The following is a 24,034-nucleotide window of genomic DNA, read 5'->3' as shown; positions in this document are numbered from 1 at the left end:
AGCGAATTTCTCCTTTTTTAATAGAATATTAAATTGTCCACCATCCCATTGCATTTCCTACAGAACTTACAAGGATTGCAACTAAGAAGATTGGAGCGATCCATTTGATCATAATTGTGAACAGTTTTTCACCTTTGAAAACACCATCTGAGCTTTTTACTTCATCGATAACTGCTTTTGGCTTGATAATAAAACCAACAAAGATGCAAGTAAAGAAAGCAAGGATTGGCATCAATACGCTGTTGCTGATGAAGTCGAAGGCATCCAGGATTGAGAAGTCAAGGAATTTTATATGGCTCCAGATACCAAATCCTAAAGAGGATGGGATGCCCATTATTAATGCAATTACTGTAACAATAATACAAGTAAACTTACGGCTCCAATGGAATTTATCTCTCAGGATAGAAACAATTGTCTCCATAAGTGAGATAGAAGAAGTCAGCGCTGCGAAGAACACTAAAATAAAGAAGAGTGTTCCGATAGCACCGCCCATTGGCATACTGTTAAATACTTTTGGAAGCATTACAAACATCAGTCCAGGTCCCTGTCCTAACTGTTCGGCAGTTCCGCCTGAGAAAGCGAATACTGCAGGGATGATCATAAGCCCGGCCATGAATGCAATACCAGTGTCAAAGATTTCAATTTGACGTACAGAGCTTTCTAAGTTGTTGTCTTTCTTCATATAAGAACCGTATGTAATCATGATTCCCATTGCAAGAGACATAGAATAGAACAATTGTCCCATCGCCGCTATGACGGTCATTCCGGAAAAGTTTTCCATGCTTGGTTTTATGTAGTAGATTAAACCATCGATTGCGCCGTCCACTGTAAGTCCGTATCCGGCAATGATCACAGTTAAAACAACTAATACTGGCATCATAAATTTACTTACAGTTTCAATTCCTTTTTCAACACCGAGAAGTACGATGATGGAAGTAAAGGCGATAAAGAGACAGAACCATCCAATTGGCTCACTGGTGGAACCGATGAAGTTTGAAAAATAAGCGTCATTTGCTGCTGCATGCATATCGCCGCTGATGAAAGTGACAAAATACTTGATGACCCATCCACCGATTACACTATAATATGGAAGAATGATAATCGGTATGATTGCGGCGAGTACTCCTAGAAAACCAAAGCGTTTATCTAATTTTTTGAAAGCGCCAATTGCGCTGAGCCCTGTCTTTCTTCCGATTGCGATTTCAGCAATCATCAATGAAAAACCGAATGTGACTGCAAGAATCAGATATACAAGAAGAAATGTTCCTCCTCCATATTTTGCTGCGAGATATGGGAATCTCCAAAGGTTACCAAGCCCTACAGCAGAGCCGGCAGCAGCAAGTACAAATCCAATCTTGCTGGAAAAATTACTTCTTTGTGACATAAAAAATCCTCCTCAAAATTCATTTAGACTAAGTTAAGTAGCCTTATTATTGCATAAAAGTGAAAAGAATGCAAGAAAAAAAGAGTGCAATCTGTTTTTTAGTGCAAACAATTTTGTGAACGATGTAAGGATAATAAGAAAAAATAAAAAAAACGTTGACAAAAACGGTGAGAGTATGATATGTTAATACATGCGTAAGACAAAAAGAAAGCAGAGTTCCACTCTCACCTTAGCACAAGTGGGTGACTAATGGTTGATATTGAAGCATAAGAATAGAATTTCTATTTTGTGTGCAGAAATGGAGTGGATAGCTGTGAGCTATTCATTTTTTTACGCTATTATATAAAAAAATTAGAGTAAAGTAAAGATTATTTTATTTATGGAGGTGCACTACAATTAGCGATTTAATGATCAACGAGCAAATCAGAGACAAGGAAGTACGTTTAATAGGAGAGAATGGTGACCAGTTAGGCGTTATGTCTTCAAGGGAAGCTTTGAAGCTGGCAGAAGAGGTAGAATTGGATTTGGTTAAAATTGCTCCAACAGCAAAACCACCAGTTTGTAAGATTATTGATTATGGTAAATACAGATATGAACTGGCGAGAAAAGAAAAAGAAGCGAAGAAAAAACAAAAAACTGTTGAGGTAAAGGAAGTGCGTCTTTCGCCGAACATCGATACGAATGATTTGAACACGAAAGTGAACAACGCAAAGAAATTTATCCAAAAAGGAAATAAAGTAAAAGTTACTTTACGTTTTCGAGGAAGAGAGATGGCTCATATGCAGACGAGCAAACATATTCTGGATGATTTTGCAGAGATGTTAAAAGATGTTGCAGCCATTGAAAAACCTGCAAAACTCGAAGGCAGAAGCATTAGTATGGTTTTAACTGAAAAACGTTAAAAATAAATACCTAAATATTAAGGAGGAACATATCATGCCAAAAATTAAAACAAATAGAGCTGCTGCAAAGCGCTTCAAAAAAACAGCTACAGGTAAATTAAAAAGAAACAAAGCTTACAAGAGCCATATCTTAACTAAGAAATCTACAAAGAGAAAAAGAAATCTTAGACAGGCAACTATTACAGATGCTACAAATGTAAAGAACATGAAAAAAGTTTTACCATATCTGTAAGATTTGGAAGAATTGAAGGAGGATTAGAAGGACATGGCAAGAATTAAAGGCGGAATGAACGCTAAAAAGAAACACAACAGAACATTAAAACTGGCAAAAGGTTACAGAGGAGCCAGATCAAAACAATATAGAGTTGCAAAACAATCAGTAATGAGAGCTTTGACATCTTCATATGCTGGTAGAAAACAACGTAAACGTCAGATGAGACAGTTATGGATTGCCCGTATCAATGCGGCAGCTAGAATGAATGGTTTATCATACAGCAAGATGATGCACGGTTTAAAATTAGCAGGTGTTGAGATGAACAGAAAAATCTTAGCTGATATGGCAGTAAATGATGCAGCGGGATTTGCTACATTAGCAGAAGTTGCGAAGTCTAAATTAGCTTAGTGAAAAATAACATCCCCGGAAACCTTGAGTTTTCGGGGATTCTTTTATGTGTAAATGGCTTGAAAACGTACTGATTTTTTGCGGTAAATACCGGTGAATAAATGTGCATAATGTGTGGAAAATAGAAAAAATAAGAAAAATAGCAAAATAAGTGAAAAAAATAACAAAATTGCTTGACAAAAGTGGGTAAATTGGATATACTTGTACTTGTATTTGAGAGATGCAAACAATGATAACGGGGTGTGGCTCAGCTTGGCTAGAGCGCCTGGTTTGGGACCAGGAGGTCGCAGGTTCGAATCCTGTCACCCCGATTAGAAGAATAACTATAATGAAAATTCAATAAAGTAACGGGGTGTGGCTCAGCTTGGCTAGAGCGCCTGGTTTGGGACCAGGAGGTCGCAGGTTCGAATCCTGTCACCCCGATTAAAAAAGAATAGCGAATGCTATTCTTTTTGAGTTATAATAAAGGAGAATAATATCGGTTAAAAGGGAGTACAAAAAAAGAAACCTTTCAACGAAAGATTTCTTTTAAGATGCAGGAGATGGGACTTGAACCCACACAAGCGCATTGCTTACAAGATCCTTAGTCTTGCTCGTCTGCCAATTCCGACACTCCTGCGTAACAGCTCCTTGCTACTTGACTATAATACTATGATTTGTGTGAAATGTCAACACTTTTTTTAAAGTTTATTAAATATAGATAATTATGGAAAAGAAAAGGTAATTGTTATATAATTGTATAATAAATCGTATAATTGCATAAAAATATCTGTAATGGGAGGAATATTTATGCTGGAAAAGATAGATTTAACAAAGAAAATGGAGAAAGATGAATATCAAAGAAAAATCAGTGTGCTGGAGAGAAAGCTTGCACAGTTACAACGAGCGTGCAGAAATTTAAATATTCCGATTATGCTTGCCTTTGAAGGATTTGGCGCATCTGGAAAAGGAATTCAGATTGCAGAATTGATTCGTTCATTAGATCCGAGAGGGTTTGAAGTGTACGCAGTGAAGAATGAAAGCGAGGAGGAAAAGAAATATCCGTTTTTATGGAGATTTTGGACAAAAATGCCGGAAAAAGGAAGAATCGCAATTTATGACAGCAGTTGGTATCGTAAAGTTTTAATTGATCGATTTGAAAAGAAAGCGGGAGAAAAAGAGGTTCTGTCTGCATATGATTCGATTCAGTCATTTGAGCGACAGTTGACAGACGATGGAATGGTTTTGATCAAAATCTTTTTATGTATCAGCCAAGAGGAACAGAAAAAGAGATTCGATAAATTATTGGCCAAGAAAGAGACTGCGTGGCGAGTGAGCAAAAAAGATCTGAAGCGGAATCGAGAGTTTAAAAAATATAAAAGAATGAATGAGGAGATGCTGCAGAAAACCGATACAGAGTATGCACCGTGGACAATCGTGGAAGCGACAGACCGAAGATTTGCAACAATAAAAATCTACACGACAGTAATCAATTGCCTTTTGGCGGAAATAGAGAAAAGAAAACAGCAAAAACAAGAAGAAATCATGCCGGATAAAGTGCTTGTAAACCATGAAATATCGGAGACGGTCTTAGCAAAAGCCAATTTGGATTGTTCTTATACGAAGGCGGAATATAAGAAGAGATTAAAGAAACTGCAGAAAGAGATAGAGAAACTGCATGGAGAACTGTACCGAAAAGGTATTCCGGTCGTATTAGGATTTGAGGGCTGGGATGCGGCTGGAAAGGGTGGCGCAATCAAGCGACTGACGGAAAAGATGGATCCGAGAGGATATGTGGTGCATCCGACAGCGTCACCGAATGATATGGAACGGTCACATCATTATCTTTGGCGATTTTGGAGAGCAATGCCAAAAGCAGGACATATTGCTATTTTTGACAGAACGTGGTATGGAAGGGTATTGGTGGAACGGATTGAAGGGTTTTGCAGTAAAAAGGAGTGGCAGAGAGCATATAAGGAAATCAATGATATGGAACAGGATTTGGTGAATGCCGGTACGGTTGTCCTGAAATTCTGGCTTCATATTGATAAGGAAGAACAGGAGAGAAGGTTCAGGGCACGTGAGAAAAATCCGGACAAGCAGTGGAAGATCACGGAGGAAGACTGGAGAAACCGAGAAAAATGGGATCAGTACGAAGAAGCTGTAAATGAGATGCTGATTCGAACTTCCACAGAAAAAGCACCTTGGATTGTAGTGGAAGGAAATTGCAAGTATTATGCGAGAATCAAGGTACTTGAGACGGTTGTAAATGCGATAGAGGAACGGCTGAAAAATAAGGGAGAGTAAGATGACGATTCGAGAACAATTAGAATTACGAGAAATTGAATATTTGAGTCCATATGCGGCATTGAGCAAGGATTCCAAAGGAAGAAAGGCAAAAGAAGAGGAATGTGATATCCGACCGGTATTTCAAAGAGACCGGGATCGCATTTTGCATTGTAAGGCATTCCGAAGAATGAAACAAAAGACACAGGTGTTTTTGCTCCCGAAAGGAGATCATTATCGGACGAGACTGACACATACGCTGGAAGTCTCACAGAATGCCCGCACGATTGCAAAAGCACTTCGCTTAAATGAAGATTTGGCAGAAGCCATCAGTCTCGGACATGACCTTGGGCATACCCCGTTTGGTCATGCCGGAGAGCGGGCGCTCAACCAGATCTGTCCGCTTGGGTTTAGGCACAATGAGCAGAGTGTTCGTGTTGTAGAATGCATAGAAAAACGAGGAGAGGGACTGAATCTGACGGAGGAAGTCGTTGACGGAATTCGAAATCATCAGACATCGGGGAAGCCATTTACTTTGGAAGGGCAGATTGTGAGATTATCTGATAAGATTGCATATATCAATCATGATATTGATGATGCGATACGCGGCGGGATACTGAGCGAAGCCGACATTCCGCCAAAATATCGGAAAACATTGGGGAACACAACTCGAGCAAGATTAAATACGATGATACACGATGTGATCATACATAGCATGGATCAACCAAAGATCCAGATGTCAGAAGAAGTAGAAGCGGCACTTATGGGATTGCGTAAATTTATGTTTGAAAATGTCTACAGGAATCCTCTTGCAAAAAGCGAGGAGGAAAAAGCAATCAAACTGGTACAGAATCTCTATGAGTATTATTCGGAGCATTTCGAAAAACTTCCTGAGCGGGAGTTACAACGTGCGGTACTGAGAGGTGACAGCAAAGAACAGATTATCTGTGATTATATAGCTGGGATGACCGATAATTATGCGGTAAAAAAGTTTCAGGAAATTTTTGTGCCACAATCTTGGAAAATTTAAAGGAAATCAAAAGGATTTGTCGAATAAGTATAAATGTAGGGTAATTTATTTGGAAGGAAGGACAACATGTACTTTTCAGAAGACTTAATAGAAGAAGTAAGACAAAAAAATGATATTGTGGACGTCATTTCCGGATATGTAAAGTTACAGAAAAAAGGAAGTTCTTATTTTGGACTTTGTCCGTTTCACAATGAGAAATCCCCTTCTTTTTCAGTCAGCCGCGGAAAGCAGATGTATTATTGCTTCGGATGCGGTGCGGGAGGCAATGTATTTACGTTTATTATGGAATATGAGAATTATTCTTTCGTGGAAGCGTTTAAGATGCTTGCTGAGCGGGCAGGAGTGGATATTCCGGAAGTGGAGTATTCCAAAGAAGCAAAAGAGAGAGCTGATCTGAAGGCGACACTGCTGGAGATCAATAAGCTTGCCGCAAAATATTTTTATGCCCAGTTAAAGACCGAGCAGGGGAAATTGGCACATACCTATTTGACTGGCAGAGGACTGAGCGAGGAGACGATCACCGCTTTTGGTCTGGGATATTCCAATAAATACAGTGATGATCTGTATCGGTATTTAAAGACAAAAGGCTATAAAGATGAACTGCTTGTAAAAGCGGGTCTGATCAGTGTTGATGAAAGGCATGGGGCACACGACAAATTTTGGAATCGTGTGATGTTCCCAATCATGGACGTCAATAACCGGGTGATTGGATTTGGCGGAAGAGTTATGGGAGATGCAAAGCCAAAATATTTGAATTCGCCGGAGACAGAAGTGTTTGACAAGAGCAGGAATCTCTATGGGCTGAATCGTGCCAGAACATCCAGAAAGCCTTATTTTTTGATCTGTGAGGGATATATGGATGTGATTTCACTCCATCAGGCGGGATTTACGAATGCGGTGGCATCGCTTGGGACAGCGTTGACTACCGGACATGCATCGCTGATCAAGCGGTATGTGAATGAAGTTTATCTGACCTATGACAGCGATGAGGCCGGAACAAGAGCAGCACTTCGTGCAATGCCGATTTTAAAAGAAGCAGGCATTACAGCTAAGATTATCCGGATGGAGCCGTATAAAGACCCGGACGAGTTTATCAAGAATCTTGGAACAGAGGCGTTTGAGGAGCGGATCAATAAAGCAAGAAATGGATTTTTGTTCTCCCTGGAGATTCTGGAAAAAGAGTATGATATGAATTCGCCGGAAGGAAAGACTGCGTTTCATAAAGAGGCGGCAAAACGTCTCACCATGTTTGAGGAAGAGATTGAGCGCAACAATTACATAGAAGCAGTTGCTGAAAAATATCGGATTGGATATGAGGAATTGAAAAAACTGGTGGGCAAGATGGCAATCCAGATGGGGCAGGCGACACCTGCGGAGCGGCCAAAACAGACGGCGAACCGGGAAAAGCAAAAAGAAGATGGGAATCTGAAGTCGCAGAAAATATTACTGACGTGGCTGATAGAGAATGAGGCGTTGTTTGCACAGATTAAAAAGTATATTGTACCAGAAGATTTTACAAAAGAACTTTACCGCACAGTTGCTGAGCTTCTGTATGAGCAGTATGAGGCGGGAGAGGTCAATCCGGCGAAGGTGATGAATCATTTTACGGATGAGGAAGAACACCGGGAAGTGGCAGAGTTATTCCATACGAAGATTCGGGAACTCACCACGAGAGAAGAGCAGGAGAAAGCGTTGAAGGAGACGATTATCCGCGTAAAATACAACAGTATTGAGTTTGCGACGAAGATGTTGAATCCTACAGATATTGTGGGGCTGCAGAGACTGATGGAGGCAAAGAAATCTCTTCAGGACTTGCAAAGAATGCATATTTCTATTGATTAAGGATAAAATATAAACAAGCTATGAGAGGATGGACACTACATGGAAGAAAGAGCTATAAAATTTGAGGAAAAATTGAAAAATCTGGTTGCTTTAGGGAAGAAGAAGAAAAGTATTCTTGAGATACAGGAGATCAATGAAGTTTTCTCAGATATGGAGCTGGAAGCAGAACAGATGGAGAAAATATTCGAGTATTTGGAATCGCAGAATATTGATGTACTCAGAATCAGTCCGGACACGGATGATGCAGATGACGTGGAGATTTTGTTGACAGATGAAGATGAAGTTGACATGGAAAAGATAGATCTGTCTGTGCCGGATGGAATCAGTATCGAAGATCCGGTGCGTATGTATCTGAAAGAGATCGGTAAAGTGCCATTGTTGAGTGCCGAGGAAGAGATTGAACTAGCGAAACGGATGGCAGAAGGGGATGAAGATGCGAAAAAGAGGCTTGCAGAGGCGAATCTTCGTCTTGTTGTCAGCATTGCGAAACGCTATGTGGGACGTGGAATGTTATTTCTTGACTTGATTCAGGAAGGAAATTTGGGATTGATCAAAGCGGTTGAAAAGTTTGATTATCAGAAAGGATTCAAATTCAGTACGTATGCGACATGGTGGATCAGACAGGCAATTACGAGAGCGATTGCAGATCAGGCGAGAACCATTCGTATTCCGGTTCATATGGTGGAGACAATTAACAAATTGATTCGTGTATCAAGACAGTTGCTGCAGGAATTGGGACGTGAGCCACTGCCGGAGGAGATTGCAGAAGAACTGGACATGCCGGTGGAAAGAGTGCGTGAGATTTTGAAAATTTCTCAGGAACCTGTATCTTTGGAGACACCGATTGGCGAAGAAGAGGACAGTCATTTGGGAGATTTCATTCAGGATGACAATGTTCCGGTGCCGGCTGAGGCAGCAGCAGCTACGTTGTTGAAAGAGCAATTAGGAGAAGTTTTGGATACGTTGACTGACAGAGAACAGAAAGTATTGCGCCTTCGTTTCGGTATGAACGATGGACGTGCGCGTACATTGGAGGAAGTCGGAAAAGAATTTGATGTCACTCGTGAAAGAATCCGTCAGATTGAGGCGAAAGCACTTCGAAAACTCCGTCATCCAAGCAGAAGCCGCAAACTTCGTGATTATTTGGATTAGGGTATTTGTATGGAGCTATCAAAGAGATTACAGGCAGTTGCAGAACTTGTGAGCAATGGAGTGACAGTCGCGGATGTCGGAACAGACCATGGTTATATTCCGATCTATCTGGTAGAGTCTGGAAAAAATAAATGCGCGATTGCGATGGATATCAATCGTGGACCTTTGGATCGTGCAGAAGCACATATTCGGATGCACGGTCTGGGGGAGCAGATTAAGACTAGACTGTCAGACGGGGTCAAAAAACTACAGATAGGAGAATGTGACTGTGTCATTGTCTCCGGAATGGGTGGTGGTCTTGTCATAAAGATCATGGAAGATGGAGAAGAGATTTTCAGAAATCTGAAGGAATTCATTCTGCAGCCACAGTCTGAAATTGCAAAAGTGCGCCAGTATCTGTGTGAACATAACTACCGCATTATAGCAGAAGATATGGTTTTGGAGGATGGAAAATTTTATCCGATGATGAAGGTGGCAAACGGGTCTGCTGAGGAATACAGTACATTAGAACTGCGGTATGGGAAGCTGTTACTCAGAGAAAAACATCCTGTTTTAAAATTGTTTTTGGAAAAGGAAGAAAAGACAAAAGAGCAAATTTGCAGACAGCTAAGGAAGGAAGAAGGAATACATATTGCATCCCGGATAGCGGAACTTGAAAATGAGATAGCACAGACAAAAGAGGCGCTTGGAATTTATTAAGAGAGGGAAACATATGCTTTGTAGAGAGATAATTGATGTGATTGAAGGTACATATCCAAAAGAGGCAGCCTTGGCTTGGGATAACGTCGGACTTTTGGTGGGACGCACTGAAAAAGAAGTAAAGCGTATTTATGTGGCACTGGATGCAACCGATGAGATTATCGAGGCGGCGATAAAGGGAAATGCAGATATGATTCTCACGCATCATCCACTTATTTTTTCGCCGTTGAAAACAGTTACGGATGAGCATTTTATCAGCAATCGCGTTGTGAAATTGTTACAGCATGACATATCATATTATGCAATGCACACGAATTACGATGTGCTTGGCATGGCGGAACTGTCGGGAAAAATGATGGAACTTGTGCAGGCGGAGCCTTTGGAGGTAACGATTCCGGAAAATAATCAGGGGATTGGAAGAGTCGGTCTTTTAAAACATGAGATGACTTTGGGTGAGTGCTGTGAACTGGTAAAAGAGAAGTTTCATTTGCCTGATGTAAAGGTATTTGGTGATATAGAAAGGAAAGTGACACGTGCAGCAATTTCTCCGGGTTCGGGTAAGAGTATGATTGACACTGCACTTCAGACGGGAGCAGAGGTACTTGTGACTGGAGATATTGGACATCATGAAGGGATTGACGCGGTTGCAAGAGGACTTAACGTAATAGATGCAGGGCACTATGGATTGGAGCATATTTTCATAGAAGATATGGCGATGTTTTTAGAGAGTCATCTGTCATGCGTTAAGATAGAAAAAGCAGAGATTGTACAGCCGTTTCAGACAGTATAGCTGTAAGAAAGGAGTAGCACATGGATAGAAAGGTATATAAGGTAAAAGTAGGGAATCAAGTAAAGCAGTATGAGGAAGGGACGACTTTTGCGAAAATTGCAAAGGAATACCAAAAACAATATGAAAATGAGATTGTCTTAGTGTTTGAAGATAAAAAGCTTCAGGAATTAAGAAAAGGAGTCACAAAAGACTGTACTTTACGATTTGTTACGACGGGGGATTCCGTGGGAAACCAGACATATCGAAGAAGCATGTGTTTGATGCTTGTAAAAGCAATCTATGATGTCTGTGAACATAAAGATATTTGGAAGGTACGTATTCATTTTTCTTTGAGCAAGGGTTATTATTGCACGATCGAAGGGGATGTCGCAGTAGATCAGCGTTTCCTTGATAAGGTGAAGAGCCGCATGTTAGAGATGGTTGCGGAAAAGATGCTGATTGACAAACGTACGATTCATACGGATGAGGCAATTGCTTTATTCCACAAACATGGAATGCATGATAAAGAGAGACTTTTTGAATACCGAAGAGTGTCAAAAGTCAATATTTATAGTATGAATGAGTTTGAGGATTATTATTATGGATATATGGTGCCGGATGCATCGTACCTGCCATACTTTGAACTGCATCTGTATGATGAAGGCTTTGTAATTCAGATGCCGGAAAAAGATGCGCCGACAGTCGTTCCGCCTTTCAGACCACAGCATAAATTATTTCAGGTTCTGAAAGAATCGACCAAGTGGGGAGATATACAAAATATTGAGACAGTAGGCGCGCTGAATGACAAGATCACTAATGGGGATATTCAGGATATGATTCTTGTGCAGGAAGCGATGCAGGAGAAGAAGATTGCAGAGATAGCGGAGATGATTGCAAATAAATCAGACATCAAATTTGTGCTGATCGCAGGGCCGTCTTCTTCTGGAAAAACAACCTTTTCGCATCGGCTTTCGATCCAGTTGCGGGCGAACGGACTTGTTCCCCATCCAATCGCCGTAGATAATTATTTTGTTGAACGGGAAAAGACTCCGAAAGACAAAGATGGCAATTATAACTTTGAATGTTTGGAAGCGCTTGATGTGGAATTGTTCAATCAGGATATGTTAGATCTTTTGTCGGGGAAAGAAGTGGCGCTTCCTACATTTAATTTTAAAACAGGAAAAAGAGAATATTCCGGCGAGACTAAAAAGCTTGGGGAACAGGATGTGCTTGTGATTGAGGGAATTCATTGCCTGAATGATGCCATGACGTATAAACTCTCCAAAGAAAATAAGTTTAAGATTTATATCAGTGCATTGACACAGTTGAATATCGATGAACACAATCGCATCCCGACAACGGATGGGCGCCTGATACGGCGTATGGTCAGAGATGCAAGAACCCGTGGGGCTTCGGCAAAACAGACAATCGCGATGTGGTCTTCCGTGAGAAAAGGGGAGGAAGAGAATATTTTTCCTTATCAGGAGGATGCAGATGTAATGTTTAATTCGGCGCTGATTTATGAGTTGGCAGTGTTGAAATTATATGCAGAACCGATTTTGTTTGGAATTGAGAAAGACTGCGAGGAATATGTGGAAGCGAAACGTCTGTTGAAGTTTTTGGACTATTTTATTGGTGTGGGAAGTGAAAATATTCCGGCGAATTCTCTTTTGCGGGAATTTGTTGGTGGAGGATGTTTTAACGTATAAAAATATAAGAAATATAGTTGGGAGACAGTCAATTGACTGTCTCCTGATTTGTATTATTGAAAAAAATTGCCATATCATCGGGAAGAGGAGAGGAGAATGTCAGCGGTTCTTTGGTGATTGGATGTTCGAATGACAGACAATGAGAATGCAGCGCCTGACGTTTGATGACGTGGTAGTTGGGATTGTATAAGAAATCACCGGGAAGCGGATGACCAATGTGTTTCATATGTACGCGTATCTGGTGAGTACGTCCGGTCTTTAATGTCAGGGATACAAGCGAATATCCATTTTTATAGCAAAGACGTTTGTAATGAGTGCAGGCATAGTCACCTTGTTCATAGTCAACCTGACGCTCGATAGTGGAACCGTCTACTCTTCCGATTGGCGCATCAATGACACCGGATGAAGGGGTCTCGCCTTCCGCAACTGCGAGATATTCCCGATGGATTTTTCGATTTTTTACCATGTCCGAGAGGAGGGAGGCGCTATACATATGTTTTGCGAGAATTAAAAGTCCGGTTGTATCACGATCCAAGCGGTTGATACAGCGGTAAGTGAAAGGTTCCCCCTTTTGTGCATAGTAATAAGCGACTGCATTGGCGAGTGTGTTGTCGTAATTGCCCTGTGAAGGATGGATCGGCATATCTGCCGCTTTATTTATAACCATCAAATCTTCATCCTCATAGACGATATGAAGTGGAAGAGGCGACACAACGATATTTTCAGAAGAAGTCTTTTCTTCTAATGTGATGGTTAAAATATCATCTGTGTGCAGGATATCACGGACTCTTGCCCAAGTTTTGTTTAATAAAATTCCATTCTCTGTGCGTTTTAAATGTGTGATCACCTGACTGGAATACCCTGATTCCTTTAGAAAAGAAATCAAGGTACAATTGTTGTATGCAGCCGAGATGGTATAGGAAAAAATTCGTTTCATAAAAACTCTCTTTCTGCCTCAAAAGAAGCTATTGGGATTTGATTTCGCGCCAAAGCTTGTTATAAATGGCATCATTTTTATCACCCAGAAACTGGAAAGTCTCACAGCGCTCAAGCTCGCTCGCATCAGGAAATGCAATTTTGCTGTTTCGGATAGCCGGATCTTCGATCAGTTCTCGAGCAGCGGTGTTTGGTGTGGAATAGGTAATATAATCAAAATTCATTTTGGCGATGTCCGGTCGACATAAAAAGTTGATGAAAGCTTCTGCATTTTCTTTGTGCTTAGCATTTTTTGGAATTACCCAGGAGTCGATCCAAACATTGGAACCCTCCTTTGGAATGACATATTCCAAATTTGGATTTTCTAGTTGTGTATAAATTGCTTCGCCGGAATAAATTACTCCAATAGCCGCTTCGTTTCCGATCATTTTATCGCGCACCTGATCGATTACATAAGCCTGCACGAGTGGTTTCTGTTTAATCAGAAGTTCTTTTGCCTCTTCTAATTCGTCGAGGTCTGTCGAATTTAAAGAGTGTCCTTTGTATTTAAGGGCTACAGCAAAGGCGTCACGGACGCTGTCCTGCATTAAAATGTTATCTTTATATTTTTCATCCCACAGAACGCTCCAACTGTCGATTGGCTCGTCAACCATTGTTTTATTGTAGAGAATTCCAACAGTTCCCCAGCAATAAGGCACCGAATATTTATTTTCGGAGTCAAACTGTCTGGATTGCTTGAAATATTCTTGACCAATGTTTTTGATGTTCGGAATGTTATCAAAGTTCAGTTCTGCTAAAAGATCGTTCTCGATCATACGTTGGATCATATAGTCAGATGGGCATACCACATCGTATGCAATGGCGCCAGACTGTACTTTCGGGTACATGATTTCGTTTGTCTCAAATTCTTCATATACGACATTGATTCCGGTCTCTTTTTCAAACAGAGTGATAACTTCCGGATCGAGATATTCTCCCCAGTTATAGACAATGACCTGATTGGTTCCGCTTAAATCTTCTTTGGAACTATAGAAAATTCCGCCGGCAATGACCACGACTGCCATAATAGCCGGGACGACTTTGCGAAGTACAAAGTGAACGGCTTTCTGAGATTTTTTTACGCTCAGTCTCTTGTCGGCGCTGCCTTTTTTGTTTGGTGATACGTTGATCAGGATTAGCAGAATCAGTACGGACACAAACAACAAAGTGGAAAGTGCATACATTTCCGGCTTGATTCCTTTACGGACTTCACTGTAAATCTTGGTTGATAACGTATCGACACCCGGACCTTTTGTAAAGTGGGTGATGACAAAATCGTCCAAAGACATGGTAAATGCCAGCAAAAATCCTGAGAACACGCCCGGTAGAATATCCGGAAATACAACCTTAAAAAAAGCGTAAATCGGAGATGCGCCGAGGTCGAGTGCGGCTTCATAAGTGCTGCGTTTGGTCTGTTTGAGTTTTGGCATAACACTCAAAATGACGTACGGAATATTAAACGTTATGTGTGCGATCAGCACAGTCGCAAATCCCAGTGAAAAATTAATACTCAGATATTTTAAGCCGGATCCGACAGCGATAAATAAAAGCATCAATGAAATACCGGTCACGATATCTGCATTTAACATCGGAATATTGGTGATTCCCATTGCAATCGTGCGGGATTTTCTCTTCATTCCCTGAATGCCGATCGCAGCGGCAGTGCCGATCAGGGTTGCAATAAGAGCAGATAACAGTGCAATGACAAGTGTTGTATAAAGAGCGCTCATAATCTGCTCGTTTTGGAAAAGAGAAATATACCATTTTGCAGTAAAGCCTCCCCATTTTGCACGTGTCTTTGAGTTGTTAAACGACAGAACAACAAGTGTCACGATTGGGGCGTATAATAAAAAGATGATTAGTGATAAGTAAATATTTTGTAATGTCTTTTTCATTAGAATGCGGTTCCCTCCCCATCTTTATCGTATTTGGCAATCAGTGCCATACTTGCGATAATGAATATCATCAGCACAAGTGAAAGCCCGGAACCGACGTTCCAGTTACTGCTCTGCTTAAATTCCTGCTCGATGACGTTTCCGATTAACAGAATCTTACTTCCGCCAAGCAAATCTGAGATAACAAAGGTCGTGAGGGCAGGCACAAATACCATTGTAATCCCACTGATGATCCCAGGAGTAGTAAGCGGCAGTATGATTTTCAAAAAAGTCTGTACATTGTTTGCGCCTAGATCTTTTGCCGCGGAAATGACATCTTTGTCAATTTTTACAATGACATTATAAATAGGAAGCACCATAAACGGCAAAAAATTATATACCATGCCAAGAATGATGGCAGAAGGCGTATTGATCATGGACTGCGTCGGCAGATGTAAAAAAGACAATACGCTGTTAATAACTCCGTTTTTCTCAAGCAATGTCTGCCATGCAAGGGTACGAAGCAAGAAATTCATCCACATCGGAAGGATGAAGATCAAGACGATAAAACTTGTTTGATTCATGCTTTTTGAAGCGAGTATCATAGCAAGCGGATACGCCAGGATCAGACAGATTGCAGTGCTGACAAGCGACAGCAGAAGCGCCAGACCAAGTGCTTTTAAATTTTCCGGGGTTGTTATTTTTGCAAGATTCAGTAAGGTGAATTCTTTCTTTTCGTTTGTCAGACCATAATAAAGGATCATAAACAATGGAATGATAATGAATGAAACAGCCCAGAATAAGTAAGGTCCTGCCAAAAGTTTTTTCTTATTCTTCAATGATAACAGCCTCCTCATCTTCGGATTCCGGTTTTTTCATGATCTGGATATCGAACGGATCCACTTTAATGCCGACAGGTGTTCCGACAGGAACCATATCGGTACTGTGCACCAGCCATTCGAAATTATTTGCAGTGACTTCCATCTCATAATGAACACCTTTGAAAATCAAATGTGTGACAATTCCTTCTAGAATACCTTCTTCCGGTTTGACTAAATCAATATCTTCCGGACGGATGACCGCATCCACCGGTTTGTTTTTTCCGAAACCAGTATCCACGCATGGAAAATTCACGCCGAGAATTTTTACCAGTTTATCTTCGACCATGATTGCAGGGAGAATATTACTTTCACCTATAAAATCTGCAACAAATGCATTTTCCGGCTCGTTATAGATGTCTTCCGGTGTTCCGATCTGCTGGATGTAACCCTGATTCATGACGACAATAGTGTCAGACATCGTAAGCGCCTCTTCCTGATCATGTGTGACATAGACAAATGTTATGCCGAGTTCGTTCTTTAAGCGAATCAACTCATACTGCATATCCTGACGAAGTTTTAAATCCAATGCACCTAAAGGCTCGTCCAACAGTAATACTTTCGGTTCGTTTACAATTGCGCGGGCAATGGCAATTCGCTGCTGCTGACCTCCGCTTAAGGAATCGGGAGTTCGATTTTCAAATCCATCCAAATTTACAAGTTTTAATGCATATTTAATTTTATCGTTGATATAAGCTTTTGATTTGCCTTTGATTTTTAATCCAAATGCAATATTCTCAGCAATAGACATATGGGAAAACAATGCGTATTTTTGGAATACCGTATTAAGCTGGCGTTTGTTTGGGGCAAGATTGGTGATATCCTTTCCGTCAAAAATAATTTTTCCGTTGTCCGGAGTCTCAAATCCGCCCAGGATACGAAGCAGTGTAGTCTTTCCGCAGCCGCTTGGTCCCAACAGTGTTAAAAATTTGTTTTCATTAATATATAGGTTCAAATCGTCCAACACAAGGTTGTCTCCGTACGATTTTGAAATGTGTGAAATGTCAATTAATTTTCTCGCCATATAAAATCCTCCTTGTATTAAAAACTCGGTGGGGTTGTCACCCATATAATCTTTGCACCGCTTGTTTTGTTTGCTGTTATATAATGTTCCGAATGGGGAGTGAAGTAAAAAGATTCCCCTTTTTTGGCAGTATATACTTTCTTGCCCACATGGATCTGAATGCTTCCTTGAAGAACATAACCGAATTCTTCCCCTTCGTGGGGGACATCTAAGTAAGTAGAGCCTCCGGATTCTAATGTGAGCAGGATTGGTTCCATCATATTTTTCTGGGCGTTTGGAATGATCCATTCAATAGTATTGCGAAGTTCTGTATCTTTTTTTACAAAAAAATCATCTTTGTGAAAGACAATCTGTTCGTCGGACTCTTCGGCAAAGAATTCAGTCAGATTCGTACCAAGGCACTGAAGAATATCAATTAAAGTTGCGATAGAAGGGGAAGTTAGATTTCGCTCTAACTGTGAAATGAATCCCTTCGATAGTTCTGCTCGATTAGCTAACTCTTCCTGCGTCAAATTTTTTTCGATTCGAAGTTCTCTGATTTTATTTCCAATATTCATCAAGTAATCCTTTCTAATTCTGCAACAGAGTGATAGAGTTCCAGTTATAAAAGTAAAAATAAACAAAAAGTTTAGTATTTCTTAACTAAAGGCATACAAATACTATTATACATGAATTAGAGAAAAAAGCAATTGTTGTTCGTGAAATGTAACAATTTTCTTAAGTATTATTAATGATTTTATACTGTACTTTTCCATATGTTCGTATTATAATATCAAATATGGATTAAGGATAAGAGGAGTTATACTAAATGAGCGATAAAGAACGACAAAAAGAAGAAAGATCATCAGACGAGATCGTAGAAGAAACTATGAAAGAAATCATGGAAAGCATTGCTGATTCAGAGGATGAAGAGACGCCGACAGTTTTGGGAACAGAGGAGGTTGCGGAGCTGAAAAAAGTGGCAGAACCGAAGGAAGAAGAACTTTCTGACGAAGAGACGGAGAGTGAGATTTTCTTCTTGAATGACGATGCGAGTTTTGACAAGGGGGTCAAAAAGCATGGCAAAAAGAAACGTGGTGGAATCATTATCGCAAGCATCTTAGGGGCAGTGGCTCTTGTCTATTTGGGATTTTCATTCTTCTTTATGAATCATTTCTATTTTGGAACGAAGATAAATGATGTCAGTTTTTCAGGAAAGACTGTGGAAGATGTAGAAAACTATATGAAGAAACAGGTGAGTGATTATACACTGACATTAAAAGAAAGAGATGGAAAGACTGAGACCATTCAGGGAAGTGCGATTGATCTGCAATACAAGAATGGAAAAGGTGTCGAAGAAGTAAAGGAGAATCAGAATCCATTTCTATGGTTTACAGCATTTTTTGGGAATGACAGTGCACAGGCTACGGTGGAAGTAAGCTATAATGAAGACAAGCTAAATCAGGTAATGGCATCGTTGGAATGTTTGAAAGAAGAGAACCAGACAGCGCCGATTTCGGCACAGCCGGTTTTTAACGAGGAGCAGTTTGAGATTCAGGCGGAGACGCTTGGAACACAGATTGATCAAGAAACATTTTCAAAAGTTTTGCATGATTATGTAGGACAATTTATAGCAACATTAGATTTGGACAAAGAGAAGTGCTACGTCGCGCCGAAGTTTACTTCAGAATCAAAAGAAGTTATTTCTGCAAAAGACAGCATGAATAGTTATTTGAACGCTTCTATAACATATACGGTAGAACCGAGAACAGTTGTAGATAAATCTCTGATCTCACAGTGGATGACGGTAGATGAGAATATGAATGTTACATTCTCAGAAGATGCGATGGGAGCTTACATCGACGAATTGTGCAATCAGTATAACACAGCTGGAAAAGTCAGAACAATCACAACACCGACCGGAAAGACAGCGCAGGTATCTGGAGGCGGATATGGGTGGAAGGTTGACAAAGACGGAGAATACAAGACTTTGGTGAATAATATTAAGTCCGGTGAAGCGGTAGAAAGAGAGCCGGTATATTCGCAGACAGCGGCATCCCACGGCGCACAGGATTTTGGAAAGACATATTTGGAAGTAGATTTGACGACACAACATATGTGGTACATTGTGGATGGAGCTGTGAAGCTTGAGACGGATGTGGTGACTGGAATTCCGGTGCCGGAACGTGTGACACCACAGGGTACATATACTATTTTGGAGAAGATGAGAAACAAAACACTTCGCGGTGATAAAAAACCGGATGGAACTTATGAATATGAGACGCCGGTGGAGTATTGGATGCGAGTGACATGGACGGGAATTGGTTTTCATGATGCAAAATGGCAGACAGCGTTTGGTGGAGAGCTCTATAAGACGAGAAAAGGTTCTCACGGCTGTATCAATATGCCGCCGGCTTTGGCAGGACAATTGTATGATATGCTTCAAGTGGGGTGTCCGGTCGTGATTCATTATTAAAAGTAAAGAGGTAAAGACATGTATAAATTATTAAAACGAGATGGACTCGCAAAACGAGGTGAGTTCCACACAGTGCATGGGGTCATTCAGACCCCTGTATTTATGAATGTAGGAACTGCGGCGGCAATCAAAGGCGCTGTATCTACAGAAGATTTACAAGGAATTAAGACACAGGTAGAGTTATCAAATACATATCATCTGCATGTGAGACCTGGAGATCAAGTGGTGAAAAAATTAGGCGGTCTTCATAAATTTATGGTATGGGACAAACCGATTCTGACAGATTCCGGTGGATTCCAGGTGTTTTCGCTTGCAGGACTCCGTAAGATTAAAGAAGAAGGTGTGTACTTTAATTCCCACATTGATGGAAAGAAAATCTTTATGGGACCAGAGGAAAGCATGCAGATTCAGTCCAATTTAGCCTCTACAATTGCGATGGCATTTGATGAGTGCCCTTCTAGTGTAGCGACGAGAGAATATATTCAAAATTCAGTGGAACGTACAACAAGATGGCTTGCAAGATGTAAAGCAGAGATGGAGAGATTAAATACGCTTTCGGATACGATCAACCAGCATCAGATGCTCTTTGGAATTAATCAAGGTGGGATTTATGAAGATATTCGTATTGAACATGCAAAAGAGATTGCAAAGATGGATCTGGATGGATATGCAGTCGGAGGACTTGCGGTAGGGGAATCCCATGAGGAGATGTATCGCATTTTGGAAGCGGTTGTTCCGTATCTTCCGATTGAAAAACCTACGTATCTGATGGGTGTAGGGACTCCGGCAAATATTTTGGAAGCGGTTGACAGAGGTGTTGACTTTTTTGACTGTGTATATCCGAGCCGAAACGGAAGACATGGACATGTATATACGAATCAGGGGAAATTAAACTTGTTCAATGCAAAATATGAGCTGGATGACACACCGATTGAAGAAGGCTGCCAATGTCCTGCGTGCCGCACATACAGCAGAGCGTACATCAGACATCTTTTGAAAGCAAAAGAGATGCTCGGAATGAGACTTTGCGTGCTGCACAATTTGTATTTCTATAACAATATGATGGAAGAGATCAGAGCTGCGATTGAAGCAGGACGCTATAAAGAATACAAAAGAGAAAAACTTGAAGGAATGGGAATTCAGGAAGTATAAAAAAATTATGAAATCTAAAAAAACACTTGATGTATGTCTATAGATTGTGTATGATGGTCGTAGTGTTTAAAAATAGTAGGAGGAAATAAGATGAATAATCCAATATTTTTGCTTATTTTTTATGCAGTAGTTCTTGGGGGATTTTGGTTCTTACTGATGCGTCCACAGAAGAAAGAACAGAAGAGAATACAGTTGATGTTATCTGAACTGGCAGTAGGTGATACTGTGTTGACAACAAGTGGATTCTACGGAGTAATTATTGATATTACAGACGAGGATGTAATTGTAGAGTTTGGTAATAACAAGAACTGCCGCATTCCGATGCAGAAAGCAGCGATTACGCAGGTAGAAAAAGCAAATACAGAAGAATAAGTGATTGTAAAGGGAAGGCTTAGCCTTCTCTTTTTTGGTCTTAAAACAGAGTATACTCTAAAAAAATACACTTTTCCGTATTAAAGGGTTGAAACGTGAATAAAAATACGATATGATTAAACCTATAAACTTTTGCAAGAGAAGGGAAGAGATATATGGAATTGAAAGTTGGAATTATCAAAGGGGATGGGATTGGTCCTGAAATTGTAGAAGAGGCAATGAAAGTATTAGATAAGGTTGGAGAAGTGTACGGCCATACATACAGATATAAAGAGTTATTGCTTGGAGGCGCCTCGATTGATGTACATGGGATCCCATTGACAGAGGAGACTGTAGCGGAAGCAAAATCATGTGACGCTGTTTTGATGGGTTCTATCGGAGGAGATGCAAAAGTTTCACCGTGGTATCAGTTGGAACCAAACAGACGCCCCGAGGCAGGACTTTTAAAGATTCGAAAAGAATTGAATCTCTTTGCAAACTTAAGACCAGCAGTGCTGTATGATGAATTGAAAGGAGCATGCCCGTTAAAAGAAGAGATTACCGAGGGTGCATTTGATATGATGATCATGCGAGAACTAACCGGTGGACTATATTTTGGAAATCGAACGACGGAAGAGATAGATGGTGTTATGACCGCATGTGACGAACTTACCTACAATGAGAATGAGATTCGAAGAATTGCAAAGAGAGCATTTGAGATCGCGATGAAACGAAGAAAAAAAGTGATCAGTGTGGATAAAGCGAATGTCCTTGATTCTTCCAGATTATGGAGAAAGATTGTTGAGGAAGTTGCAAAAGAATATCCAGAAGTTGCTTTGGAACATATGCTTGTCGATAACTGTGCGATGCAGCTTGTAAAAGATCCAAAGCAGTTTGATGTGATTTTGACAGAAAACATGTTTGGAGATATCTTGTCCGATGAGGCAAGCATGGTGACAGGTTCGATCGGAATGCTCGCCTCGGCAAGTTTGAACGATACAAAGTTCGGCCTATATGAGCCAAGCGGCGGTTCGGCACCGGATATTGCAGGGAAAGGAATTGCCAATCCGATTGCTACAATACTGTCTGCGGCGATGATGTTAAGATTTTCGTTTGACTTAGATAAAGAGGCGGATGCAATTGAAAAAGCAGTCAGTCAGGTATTAAAAGATGGGTACCGCACCATTGACATCATGTCAGAAGGAAAAGAACAGGTTGGCACTGCGAGAATCGGTGATCTGATCTGTGAAAGAATTGCGTAACGAAGGGAGAGACAGATATGAGAAGTGATACAGTAACAAAAGGAATGCAGCAAGCACCGCACCGTTCGCTGTTCAATGCATTAGGATATACAGCAGAAGAGCTGGAAAAACCGTTAGTGGGAATCGTGTGTTCTTACAATGAGATTGTGCCGGGGCATATGAATCTTGACAAGATTGCCAATGCGGTAAAAATGGGTGTGGCAATGGCTGGTGGAACGCCTGTTATGTTTCCGGCAATTGCAGTCTGTGACGGAATTGCAATGGGGCATATCGGTATGAAATATTCTCTTGTCACAAGAGATCTGATCGCAGATTCCACGGAAGCGATGGCTATGGCACATCAGTTTGATGCGCTTGTCATGATTCCGAACTGTGATAAAAATGTACCGGGACTTTTGATGGCAGCAGCAAGAATCAATGTGCCGACGATTTTTGTGAGCGGAGGTCCGATGCTTGCGGGGAGAGTGAAGGGATGCAAGACAAGTCTTTCGAGTATGTTTGAGGCAGTTGGTTCCTATGCGGCGGGAACAATGACTGCAGAAGATGTACAGGAATTTGAGAGCAAAGCATGTCCGACTTGTGGTTCCTGCTCCGGAATGTACACAGCAAACAGTATGAACTGTCTGACGGAAGTGCTTGGTATGGGATTGAAAGGAAATGGAACGATTCCGGCAGTGTACTCCGAACGAATCCGCCTTGCAAAACACGCAGGAATGAAAGTGATGGAGCTGTGGGAAAAAGATATCAGGCCAAGAGATATTATGACAGAAAAGGCGATTTTGAATGCACTTACTGTGGATATGGCGCTGGGCTGTTCGACAAACAGTATGTTACATCTTCCGGCGATCGCACATGAGATTGGAATGGATTTTGATATCACATTTGCAAATGAGATCAGTGCAAAGACTCCGAACCTCTGTCATCTTGCACCGGCAGGACACACATATATGGAAGACCTGAACGAGGCAGGCGGTGTGTATGCAGTGATGAATGAGTTAAATAAAAATAATCTTTTATATACAGAGTGTATGACCGTAACTGGAAAAACAGTTGGTGAGAACATTGAGGGCTGTGTCAACAAAGACCCGGATGTCATAAGACCGATTGAAAATCCATACAGTGAAACAGGTGGTCTTGCAGTGCTCACAGGAAACCTTGCACCACATGGCGGCGTTGTAAAACGTTCGGCAGTTGTGGAAGAGATGATGGTACATGAAGGACCGGCGAGAGTGTTTGACTGTGAGGAAGATGCGATTGCCGCAATCAAAGGCGGAAAAATTGTTGCAGGTGATGTGGTTGTCATTCGCTATGAGGGACCGAAAGGAGGACCTGGAATGAGAGAGATGCTCAATCCGACATCGGCAATTGCCGGTATGGGACTCGGTTCCAGTGTGGCATTGGTTACGGATGGGCGTTTCAGTGGCGCATCAAGAGGTGCATCCATCGGACACGTGTCTCCGGAAGCAGCAGTGGGAGGTCCAATTGCGTTAGTGGAAGAAGGCGATATCATTAAGATCAATATCCCAGAAAATAAAATAGAGCTGGCTGTTTCGGATGAGCTGCTTGCAAAAAGAAAAGCAGAGTGGAAACCAAGAAAACCAAAGGTTACAACAGGTTATTTGGCAAGATATGCGGCGCTGGTGACATCCGGAAACAGAGGAGCTGTATTAGAAATCCCAAGATAAAGAG

21 protein-coding genes and 3 tRNA genes are annotated in these 24,034 nt (G+C 41.0%); 17 read left to right on the top strand and 7 right to left on the bottom strand.

Annotated elements, in window-relative coordinates; translation table 11 throughout:
• Nucleotides 1-28: 28 nt before the first annotated feature.
• Nucleotides 29-1,384 carry a sodium-dependent transporter gene (locus ACTQXY_RS08065; RefSeq protein WP_441659055.1) on the bottom strand — a complete coding sequence of 452 codons (1,356 nt, stop codon included), beginning with the start codon at nt 1,382-1,384 and terminating at the stop codon, nt 29-31.
• Between the two features lie 407 nt (nt 1,385-1,791).
• Here ACTQXY_RS08065 and infC point away from each other — a divergent pair, with 407 nt between their 5' ends.
• From infC to ACTQXY_RS08040, 5 genes are all read left to right on the top strand, one after another.
• On the top strand, nt 1,792-2,286 hold the full coding sequence (gene infC, locus ACTQXY_RS08060; RefSeq protein WP_441659054.1) for a translation initiation factor IF-3: 495 nt from the start codon (nt 1,792-1,794) through the stop codon (nt 2,284-2,286).
• Nucleotides 2,287-2,320: 34 nt separating this feature from the next.
• A complete protein-coding gene (rpmI, locus tag ACTQXY_RS08055; RefSeq protein WP_004613563.1) occupies nt 2,321-2,518 on the top strand; it encodes a 50S ribosomal protein L35 in 198 nt (65 codons plus the stop codon).
• Between the two features lie 33 nt (nt 2,519-2,551).
• Nucleotides 2,552-2,908 carry a 50S ribosomal protein L20 gene (rplT, locus tag ACTQXY_RS08050; RefSeq protein WP_004613562.1) on the top strand — a complete coding sequence of 119 codons (357 nt, stop codon included), beginning with the start codon at nt 2,552-2,554 and terminating at the stop codon, nt 2,906-2,908.
• A gap of 236 nt (nt 2,909-3,144) precedes the next feature.
• Nucleotides 3,145-3,219 (top strand) — tRNA-Pro (locus tag ACTQXY_RS08045).
• 37 nt (nt 3,220-3,256) lie between these two features.
• Nucleotides 3,257-3,331: transfer RNA gene (locus ACTQXY_RS08040), tRNA-Pro, on the top strand.
• A 111-nt stretch (nt 3,332-3,442) separates the two neighbouring features.
• Here the strand turns inward: ACTQXY_RS08040 and ACTQXY_RS08035 are convergent.
• Nucleotides 3,443-3,527: transfer RNA gene (locus ACTQXY_RS08035), tRNA-Leu, on the bottom strand.
• 170 nt (nt 3,528-3,697) lie between these two features.
• Here ACTQXY_RS08035 and pap point away from each other — a divergent pair.
• The 7 genes from pap (at nt 3,698) to ACTQXY_RS08000 (ending at nt 12,374) form a co-directional block, all read left to right on the top strand.
• A complete protein-coding gene (gene pap, locus ACTQXY_RS08030) occupies nt 3,698-5,194 on the top strand; it encodes a polyphosphate:AMP phosphotransferase (protein ID WP_441659053.1) in 1,497 nt (498 codons plus the stop codon).
• A 1-nt stretch (nt 5,195) separates the two neighbouring features.
• On the top strand, nt 5,196-6,203 hold the full coding sequence (locus ACTQXY_RS08025) for a deoxyguanosinetriphosphate triphosphohydrolase (RefSeq protein ID WP_441659052.1): 1,008 nt from the start codon (nt 5,196-5,198) through the stop codon (nt 6,201-6,203).
• A gap of 66 nt (nt 6,204-6,269) precedes the next feature.
• The gene (dnaG, locus tag ACTQXY_RS08020) at nt 6,270-8,045 is read left to right on the top strand and encodes a DNA primase (protein ID WP_441659051.1); all 1,776 of its coding nucleotides are present in this window, start codon (nt 6,270-6,272) and stop codon (nt 8,043-8,045) included.
• Between the two features lie 39 nt (nt 8,046-8,084).
• Entirely contained in the window at nt 8,085-9,197 is a 1,113-nt protein-coding gene (gene rpoD / locus ACTQXY_RS08015) for an RNA polymerase sigma factor RpoD (RefSeq protein ID WP_004613558.1), read from the top strand.
• Nucleotides 9,198-9,206: 9 nt separating this feature from the next.
• A complete protein-coding gene (locus ACTQXY_RS08010; protein WP_441659050.1) occupies nt 9,207-9,896 on the top strand; it encodes a tRNA (adenine(22)-N(1))-methyltransferase in 690 nt (229 codons plus the stop codon).
• A 13-nt stretch (nt 9,897-9,909) separates the two neighbouring features.
• Nucleotides 9,910-10,686, top strand: a complete 777-nt coding sequence (locus ACTQXY_RS08005) for a Nif3-like dinuclear metal center hexameric protein (RefSeq protein WP_441659049.1) — start codon at nt 9,910-9,912, stop codon at nt 10,684-10,686.
• 20 nt (nt 10,687-10,706) lie between these two features.
• Nucleotides 10,707-12,374, top strand: a complete 1,668-nt coding sequence (locus ACTQXY_RS08000; protein WP_441659048.1) for a nucleoside kinase — start codon at nt 10,707-10,709, stop codon at nt 12,372-12,374.
• Between the two features lie 28 nt (nt 12,375-12,402).
• Here ACTQXY_RS08000 and ACTQXY_RS07995 read toward each other — a convergent pair whose 3' ends face one another.
• Genes ACTQXY_RS07995 through ACTQXY_RS07975 form a run of 5 tightly spaced genes read right to left on the bottom strand, consistent with a single transcriptional unit; the run spans nt 12,403 to nt 17,682 of the window.
• Nucleotides 12,403-13,311, bottom strand: a complete 909-nt coding sequence (locus tag ACTQXY_RS07995; protein WP_441659047.1) for an RluA family pseudouridine synthase — start codon at nt 13,309-13,311, stop codon at nt 12,403-12,405.
• Nucleotides 13,312-13,339: 28 nt separating this feature from the next.
• Nucleotides 13,340-15,244 (bottom strand): extracellular solute-binding protein, encoded by a 1,905-nt coding sequence (locus tag ACTQXY_RS07990; protein WP_441659046.1) that lies wholly within the window; start codon nt 15,242-15,244, stop codon nt 13,340-13,342.
• On the bottom strand, nt 15,244-16,080 hold the full coding sequence (locus tag ACTQXY_RS07985) for an ABC transporter permease (protein WP_173691495.1): 837 nt from the start codon (nt 16,078-16,080) through the stop codon (nt 15,244-15,246). The genes ACTQXY_RS07990 and ACTQXY_RS07985 overlap by 1 nt, the downstream gene beginning before the upstream one ends.
• Nucleotides 16,052-17,125 (bottom strand): polyamine ABC transporter ATP-binding protein, encoded by a 1,074-nt coding sequence (locus ACTQXY_RS07980; protein WP_441659045.1) that lies wholly within the window; start codon nt 17,123-17,125, stop codon nt 16,052-16,054. The genes ACTQXY_RS07985 and ACTQXY_RS07980 overlap by 29 nt, the downstream gene beginning before the upstream one ends.
• Nucleotides 17,126-17,142: 17 nt before the next feature.
• Nucleotides 17,143-17,682, bottom strand: coding sequence for a cupin domain-containing protein (locus ACTQXY_RS07975; RefSeq protein WP_441659044.1), 540 nt, complete (start codon nt 17,680-17,682; stop codon nt 17,143-17,145).
• Between the two features lie 251 nt (nt 17,683-17,933).
• Here ACTQXY_RS07975 and ACTQXY_RS07970 point away from each other — a divergent pair, with 251 nt between their 5' ends.
• The 5 genes from ACTQXY_RS07970 to ilvD all read left to right on the top strand — a co-directional run bounded on the left by ACTQXY_RS07970 (nt 17,934) and on the right by ilvD (nt 24,030).
• Nucleotides 17,934-19,580 (top strand): L,D-transpeptidase family protein, encoded by a 1,647-nt coding sequence (locus ACTQXY_RS07970; protein WP_441659043.1) that lies wholly within the window; start codon nt 17,934-17,936, stop codon nt 19,578-19,580.
• 18 nt (nt 19,581-19,598) lie between these two features.
• A complete protein-coding gene (gene tgt / locus ACTQXY_RS07965) occupies nt 19,599-20,732 on the top strand; it encodes a tRNA guanosine(34) transglycosylase Tgt (RefSeq protein ID WP_441659042.1) in 1,134 nt (377 codons plus the stop codon).
• A gap of 90 nt (nt 20,733-20,822) precedes the next feature.
• Entirely contained in the window at nt 20,823-21,104 is a 282-nt protein-coding gene (gene yajC, locus ACTQXY_RS07960; RefSeq protein WP_441659041.1) for a preprotein translocase subunit YajC, read from the top strand.
• 155 nt (nt 21,105-21,259) lie between these two features.
• Complete coding sequence (leuB, locus tag ACTQXY_RS07955) at nt 21,260-22,345, top strand: 3-isopropylmalate dehydrogenase (RefSeq protein ID WP_441659040.1); 1,086 nt, start codon at nt 21,260-21,262, stop codon at nt 22,343-22,345.
• A 17-nt stretch (nt 22,346-22,362) separates the two neighbouring features.
• Entirely contained in the window at nt 22,363-24,030 is a 1,668-nt protein-coding gene (ilvD, locus tag ACTQXY_RS07950; protein WP_441659039.1) for a dihydroxy-acid dehydratase, read from the top strand.
• The last annotated feature ends 4 nt before the right edge of the window (nt 24,031-24,034 follow it).

The sequence above is a fragment of the Faecalimonas sp. LCP19S3_D12 genome (genome assembly GCF_052121495.1).
Classification (GTDB): domain Bacteria; phylum Bacillota; class Clostridia; order Lachnospirales; family Lachnospiraceae; genus Faecalimonas.
Note: the sequence above shows the minus strand (reverse complement) of the source record. Positions and strands in the feature narration are given on the sequence as shown.

Excerpts from the sequence above, each read along its gene's own strand:
- ACTQXY_RS08065 (WP_441659055.1), bottom strand. The coding sequence starts at position 1,384 with ATGTCACAAAGAAGTAATTTTTCCAGCAAGATTGGATTTGTACTTGCT.
- infC (WP_441659054.1), top strand. The coding sequence starts at position 1,792 with ATGATCAACGAGCAAATCAGAGACAAGGAAGTACGTTTAATAGGAGAG.
- rpmI (WP_004613563.1), top strand. The coding sequence starts at position 2,321 with ATGCCAAAAATTAAAACAAATAGAGCTGCTGCAAAGCGCTTCAAAAAA.
- rplT (WP_004613562.1), top strand. The coding sequence starts at position 2,552 with ATGGCAAGAATTAAAGGCGGAATGAACGCTAAAAAGAAACACAACAGA.
- pap (WP_441659053.1), top strand. The coding sequence starts at position 3,698 with ATGCTGGAAAAGATAGATTTAACAAAGAAAATGGAGAAAGATGAATAT.
- ACTQXY_RS08025 (WP_441659052.1), top strand. The coding sequence starts at position 5,196 with ATGACGATTCGAGAACAATTAGAATTACGAGAAATTGAATATTTGAGT.
- dnaG (WP_441659051.1), top strand. The coding sequence starts at position 6,270 with ATGTACTTTTCAGAAGACTTAATAGAAGAAGTAAGACAAAAAAATGAT.
- rpoD (WP_004613558.1), top strand. The coding sequence starts at position 8,085 with ATGGAAGAAAGAGCTATAAAATTTGAGGAAAAATTGAAAAATCTGGTT.
- ACTQXY_RS08010 (WP_441659050.1), top strand. The coding sequence starts at position 9,207 with ATGGAGCTATCAAAGAGATTACAGGCAGTTGCAGAACTTGTGAGCAAT.
- ACTQXY_RS08005 (WP_441659049.1), top strand. The coding sequence starts at position 9,910 with ATGCTTTGTAGAGAGATAATTGATGTGATTGAAGGTACATATCCAAAA.
- ACTQXY_RS08000 (WP_441659048.1), top strand. The coding sequence starts at position 10,707 with ATGGATAGAAAGGTATATAAGGTAAAAGTAGGGAATCAAGTAAAGCAG.
- ACTQXY_RS07995 (WP_441659047.1), bottom strand. The coding sequence starts at position 13,311 with ATGAAACGAATTTTTTCCTATACCATCTCGGCTGCATACAACAATTGT.
- ACTQXY_RS07990 (WP_441659046.1), bottom strand. The coding sequence starts at position 15,244 with ATGAAAAAGACATTACAAAATATTTACTTATCACTAATCATCTTTTTA.
- ACTQXY_RS07985 (WP_173691495.1), bottom strand. The coding sequence starts at position 16,080 with ATGAGGAGGCTGTTATCATTGAAGAATAAGAAAAAACTTTTGGCAGGA.
- ACTQXY_RS07980 (WP_441659045.1), bottom strand. The coding sequence starts at position 17,125 with ATGGCGAGAAAATTAATTGACATTTCACACATTTCAAAATCGTACGGA.
- ACTQXY_RS07975 (WP_441659044.1), bottom strand. The coding sequence starts at position 17,682 with ATGAATATTGGAAATAAAATCAGAGAACTTCGAATCGAAAAAAATTTG.
- ACTQXY_RS07970 (WP_441659043.1), top strand. The coding sequence starts at position 17,934 with ATGAGCGATAAAGAACGACAAAAAGAAGAAAGATCATCAGACGAGATC.
- tgt (WP_441659042.1), top strand. The coding sequence starts at position 19,599 with ATGTATAAATTATTAAAACGAGATGGACTCGCAAAACGAGGTGAGTTC.
- yajC (WP_441659041.1), top strand. The coding sequence starts at position 20,823 with ATGAATAATCCAATATTTTTGCTTATTTTTTATGCAGTAGTTCTTGGG.
- leuB (WP_441659040.1), top strand. The coding sequence starts at position 21,260 with ATGGAATTGAAAGTTGGAATTATCAAAGGGGATGGGATTGGTCCTGAA.
- ilvD (WP_441659039.1), top strand. The coding sequence starts at position 22,363 with ATGAGAAGTGATACAGTAACAAAAGGAATGCAGCAAGCACCGCACCGT.